Annotated in this window: 6 protein-coding genes; 4 read left to right on the forward strand and 2 right to left on the reverse strand. The window is 65.6% G+C overall.

Annotated elements, in window-relative coordinates:
- The 4 genes from Q8S60_RS05620 to Q8S60_RS05635 form a co-directional block, all read left to right on the forward strand.
- Positions 1 to 1,065 (forward strand): DNA polymerase III subunit delta' (locus Q8S60_RS05620; protein WP_305668422.1); only part of this gene is annotated, 1,065 nt, incomplete at its 5' end.
- 152 nt (positions 1,066 to 1,217) lie between these two features.
- Positions 1,218 to 2,777, forward strand: coding sequence for a methionine--tRNA ligase (gene metG / locus Q8S60_RS05625; RefSeq protein ID WP_305277745.1), 1,560 nt, complete (start codon positions 1,218 to 1,220; stop codon positions 2,775 to 2,777).
- On the forward strand, positions 2,774 to 3,580 hold the full coding sequence (locus Q8S60_RS05630) for a TatD family hydrolase (protein ID WP_305277744.1): 807 nt from the start codon (positions 2,774 to 2,776) through the stop codon (positions 3,578 to 3,580). Before metG ends, Q8S60_RS05630 begins: the two co-directional genes overlap by 4 nt.
- On the forward strand, positions 3,577 to 4,392 hold the full coding sequence (locus Q8S60_RS05635; protein ID WP_305277743.1) for an MBL fold metallo-hydrolase: 816 nt from the start codon (positions 3,577 to 3,579) through the stop codon (positions 4,390 to 4,392). Before Q8S60_RS05630 ends, Q8S60_RS05635 begins: the two co-directional genes overlap by 4 nt.
- Positions 4,393 to 4,452: 60 nt before the next feature.
- On the opposite strand, the gene Q8S60_RS05640 is transcribed toward Q8S60_RS05635, so the two are convergent.
- Both Q8S60_RS05640 and Q8S60_RS05645 read right to left on the reverse strand, forming a co-directional pair.
- A complete protein-coding gene (locus tag Q8S60_RS05640) occupies positions 4,453 to 4,800 on the reverse strand; it encodes a hypothetical protein (protein WP_305277742.1) in 348 nt (115 codons plus the stop codon).
- A 267-nt stretch (positions 4,801 to 5,067) separates the two neighbouring features.
- On the reverse strand, positions 5,068 to 5,352 hold a 285-nt coding region (locus Q8S60_RS05645), incomplete at its 5' end, for a hypothetical protein (RefSeq protein ID WP_305668423.1).

Here is a 5,352-nt window from a genome sequence, read left to right on the forward strand (position 1 = left end):
CTGTTCGACGCCTTCATGAGCGGGCGGATGCAGCATGCCTGGCTGCTGACGGGCCCGAAAGGCATCGGCAAGGCGACGCTGGCCTACCGGATGGCGAAGTTCGCGCTGCATTACGGAACACCGGAAGCGGCACGGGCCGCGGGCGCGCGCGACCTGTCGGTGCCGGAAAGCGCGGCCGCCTTTCACCAGGTGGCGGCGAACAGCCACCCGAACCTCCTCGCCGTGCGGCGGCCCCATGACGACAAGACGAAGAAGCTCAAGACCGTCATTCCCGTGGACGAGGTTCGCCGCATCGGACACTTCTTCGGGCTGACGGCGACCGAGCGCGGCGCCTGGCGCGTGGTCATCATCGACAGCGCCGACGAGATGAACGTCAATTCCGCCAATGCGCTTCTGAAGGCGCTGGAGGAGCCGCCGCCGAACGGGCTTTTCCTGGTGCTGAGCCACCAGCCCGGTCAGCTTCTGCCGACGATCCGTTCGCGCTGCCGGATGCTGCGGCTGACGCCGCTGGCGGAGCGGGACATCGTGGCCATGATGGAACCCGCCGAAAGATATGCAGAGGTGCGCGGGAAGGAGGCGAGGCGGAAATTCGCGGCAACGCCGGCGGCGGAGCGGGCGCCGATCGCGCAGCTTGCCGAGGGGAGCGCGGGCAGGGCGCTTTCGATCGCGGCGGGCGGCGGGCTCGGGCTCTACAAGGAACTGGCGGGCCTGCTTGTGGGGCTGCCGCGGCTTGACGTGGCGGGGGTTCATGCCTTTGCCGACAAGGCGGGCCGCAAGGGCGCGGACGACGCCTACGAGACCATGATCGAGCTGCTGACGCACTGGCTGCAGCGGCTGGTGCGGAGGGGCGCGGGGCTCGATCCCGGCCCCGACATCGTGGCGGGAGAGGGCGCCGCCATGGCGCGGCTCGCGGCCGGGGGCAGCCTTGATCGGTGGGTCGAGGTATGGGAAAAGATCAGCCAATTCACCGCCCGCGGCGAGGCGCTCAACACGGATCGCAAGCTCGTGATCCTGAACGTCTTTTCGATGCTCGAAGCCGCCGCGAGCGAACGCGCCGGTGCGTGAGGGCAGATCGCCGGGCGACGACAAATCCGCTAACGTCCGTTACCGGATTCCCTCCGCAACCCCTCCCCAAACGGCTTGCGCCGTTTGACCCTCCCACGGGGGGAGGGTGGAGAAGGCCAGACCGACATCGAGTAACCAGGTTTAAAAGCAGAATGAACGAGTCCAAGGCCTTCTACATCACGACGCCGATCTATTACGTCAACGACGTGCCGCATATCGGCCACGCCTACACGACGCTTGCCTGCGATGTGCTGGCGCGGTTCAAGCGGCTGGACGGGTTCGACGTGAAGTTCCTGACGGGCACGGACGAGCACGGGCAGAAGGTCGAGAAGGCGGCGGCACTGGCCGGGATCACGCCGAAGGAATTCACCGACCGCGTTTCGAAGAACTTCTTCGATCTGTGCGAGACGATGAACTATTCCAACGACGACTTCATCCGCACCACCGAGCCGCGCCATGCCGCCGCCTGCCAGGCGCTGTGGAAGGCGATGGAGGAGAAGGGGCATATCTATCTCGGCTCCTATGCCGGCTGGTATGCCGTGCGCGACGAGGCGTTCTACGACGAGGACGAGCTGACCGTTGGCCCGAACGGCAAGAAGATCGCGCCGTCGGGCGCGGAATGCGAATGGGTGGAAGAGCCGTCCTATTTCTTCCGGCTGTCGGCCTGGGCGGAGCCGCTGCTGAAATTCTACGAGGAACATCCCGACTTCATCGCGCCGGCGAGCCGCCGCAACGAGGTGACGAGCTTCGTCAAAGGCGGATTGCGCGATCTCTCGATCAGCCGCACCACGTTCGATTGGGGCGTGCCGGTGCCGGGCGACGAAAAGCACATCATGTATGTGTGGCTCGACGCGCTGACGAACTACATCACAGCGGTGGGTTATCCCGATACGGAGACCGCGCAATACAAGCGGTACTGGCCGGCCGACCTGCATGTGATCGGCAAGGACATCCTGCGTTTCCACACGGTCTATTGGCCGGCCTTTCTGCTGGCGGCGGACCTGCCGACACCGAAGCGCGTGTTCGCGCATGGCTGGTGGACGATCGAGGGGCAGAAGATGTCGAAGTCGCTCGGCAATGTGGTGGCGCCGGGCGACCTCGTCTCGACCTATGGGCTCGATGCGTCGCGCTATTTCCTGCTGCGCGAAGTGCCGTTCGGCAATGACGGCGACTTCTCGCACAAGTCGATCGTGCACCGGACGAATGGCGACCTCGCCAACGATCTCGGCAATCTGGTACAGCGGGTGCTGAGCATGATCGCCAAGAATTGCGGCGGCGCGGTTCCGGTGCCGGGTCCGTTCGGCGAGGCCGACAAGGCGCTGCTGGCGACGGCGCATGGGCTCATCGGCCGGGTGCGGGCGGAATTCGACGTGCAGGCGTTCCACAAGGGGCTCGAGGCGATCTGGGGGCTGTGCGGGGACGCCAACCGCTATGTCGACGAGCAGGCGCCCTGGACCTTGCGCAAGACCGATCCGGCGCGGATGGCGACGGTGCTTTACGTGCTGGCGGAGGCGATCCGCCATATCGGCATCCTGATCCAGCCGGTGATGCCGGAAGCGGCGGCGAAGATCCTCGACCAGCTTGCGCTGGCGGAGGATGCGCGCGGCTTCGGGACGCTCGGGCCGGAGCACGCGCTTGCGGCCGGGACCGCGCTGCCGGCGCCCGCAGGTGTGTTCCCGCGCTATGTGGAGCCGGAGGCCGCCTCGTCGTGACGCTGCCCGTTCTCATCGACAGCCATTGCCATCTCGACTTTCCGGATTTCGGGACAGAGGTCGAGGAGGTGGTGGCGCGCGCGCACGCGGCGGGCGTGGGGCTGATGGTGACGATCTCGACCAAGGTGAGCGAGTTCGACCGGGTGAGGGCGGTGGCGGAACGGTTCAGCCATGTCTATTGCACGGTCGGCATCCATCCGCATGAGGCCGCGAGCGAGCCGGAGACGGATACGGCGACGCTAATCGAGATGGCGAAGCATCCGAAGGTCGTCGGCATCGGCGAGACGGGGCTCGACTATTATTACGAGCACAGCCCCCGCGAGGCGCAGAAGCGGAATTTCCGGTCGCATATCGCGGCGGCGCGCGAGACAAGGCTGCCGCTTATCGTGCATACGCGCGACGCGGATGAGGACATGGCTCAGATACTGGATGAGGAGACGGGGAAGGGGGCTTTTCCAGGACTGCTGCATTGCTTCAGCTCAAGCCCGCAACTCGCTGAAAAGGCTCTGTTTCTCGGGCTTTACATATCGCTTTCCGGCATCGTGACGTTCAAGAGCGCCGAGGAGCTGCGCGCGACGGCGGCGGCGGTGCCAATGGACCGGCTGCTGGTGGAGACGGACGCGCCTTACCTGGCGCCGGTGCCGAAGCGCGGCAAGCGCAATGAGCCCGCCTTCGTGGTGCATACGGCGGCGAAGGTGGCGGAGATCAAGGGTGTGCCGCTGGAAGAGCTGGCGGCGACGACCACGGCCAATTTCCTGCGGCTATTCTCGCGCGTGCCGCCCGAAGCGGTGTTGCGCGGATGAAGATGCGGGCGACGATACTCGGCTCCGGTTCGTCCGGCGGCGTGCCCCGGATCGGCGCGGGCGGCGGCTTCTGGGGCGCCTGCGATCCGAACGAGCCGAAGAACCGGCGGCGGCGCTGCTCGCTGCTGATCGAGCAATGGGACCGCGACCCGACGGCGAAGACCGTGGTGCTGGTCGACACGTCGCCGGACCTGCGCGACCAGCTCATCGATGCGGATACGGGCTGGGTGGACGCGGTGCTGTTCACCCATGACCATGCCGACCAGACCCACGGCATCGACGACCTGCGGATGGTGGCGATCAACAAGCGGCGGCGCGTCGACTGCTGGATGGACCAGCCGACGCATGACACGCTGCTCGGCCGGTTCGGTTATTGCTTCCGCGAGCAGCCGGGCTCCGGCTATCCGGCCATTCTCAACGATCACCTGGTGGTGCCGGGACAGGAAATCGTGGTCGACGGGCCGGGCGGAGAGGTGAGGGCGCTGCCGTTCGATCAGGACCATGGCAGCATCCGCTCGCTCGGTTTCCGTTTCGGGCCGCTGGCCTATTCGGCCGACGCCGTTGGCATACCGGATGAGAGTTTTGCGCTACTGGATGGAATAGATTGCTGGATCGTCGATGCGCTGCGCTACGCGCCGCATCCGACGCATGCGCATGTCGAAATGTCGCTCGGATGGCTGAAGCGCTCGACCGCCGGGCGCGGCGTGCTGACGAACCTTCACGTCGATCTCGATTACGCCACGCTAAAGGCGGAATTGCCACCCGGCGTGGAGCCCGCTTATGACGGGATGCGGATCGAATTCGAGTTCTGAAGACGAGCACAGGGGGAGCGCCTGCACGCTCCCCGGCAGCCGTGGCCTCGCGAACAGGCGTCAGTTCTTGGACGGCTTGTTGAGCGTCCGGCTCGAAGTTTCCCTCACAACATCGCCCGTCCACCGGTCCATCACGACAGTTACCGGGTGCCCCCATCTATTGGCGGCCTTGAAAGCCATCTGGCTTTCAAGCGCAACGCCGGGGGTCTGCCTGAGGTCGGAATAGCCCTTGGCCTTCAGATGCGCGATCGGATCCACAATCATGGCGCGGCCGCCCGTAGTGGTTGTCGTGGTGACGACCGTCGTGGTGGAGCCAGTCCGATCCACCGGGGTTGCATAGACGGTACCGCCGGTGTTCGTGATGACCGTGGTGGTCGACTGCGCGAGCGCGGCCCCGGGCACAGCCATGAGGGCAATGCCCGCCGCGCCAGCAAGAAACGTTTTCCTGAACAGTGTCATGTTTTTCGATCTTCCTTGTTCGTCCGCCCGCCAAAGCCTTTTGAATAGAACTCTCTCGCCGCGCTTTGGCTCCCGTAACGGGACAGGAATTATGAAAAATCCGGAGGAGGGCGACGGCGCATCATTCGTAGACAGAAAGCGGCGCAAAACGCCTCGCGTCTTGCGCCGCAATTCCGTTTCCAATCAGCAGCTTAGGCCGCAGACCGGAGATTCGACTTACGGGTTGTCCTTCGACGGCGTGTCCACCGTTGTGCTCCCGGTCTCGCGGACGACCGCGCCGGTGCGCGTATCGACCACAACTTCGACAGGCTCGCCGGAGGCATTGGTCGCCGTGTAGGACGTTTCGCCTTCGGCCGTGCCCGACGCGGAGGTGGAGGGCTCGATGTTCGTGTGGCCCATCTCCGTCAGGCGGCTTGTCGGATCCATTTCGGGAGCCGTGCCCGTGGCGCCTGCCGCCGCGCCGGCGGAGCCAGCGGTGCTGCCTGCGCCTTCGTCACCCAC

The sequence above is a fragment of the Parvibaculum sp. genome (genome assembly GCF_030694575.1).
Taxonomy (GTDB): Bacteria; Pseudomonadota; Alphaproteobacteria; order Parvibaculales; family Parvibaculaceae; genus Parvibaculum.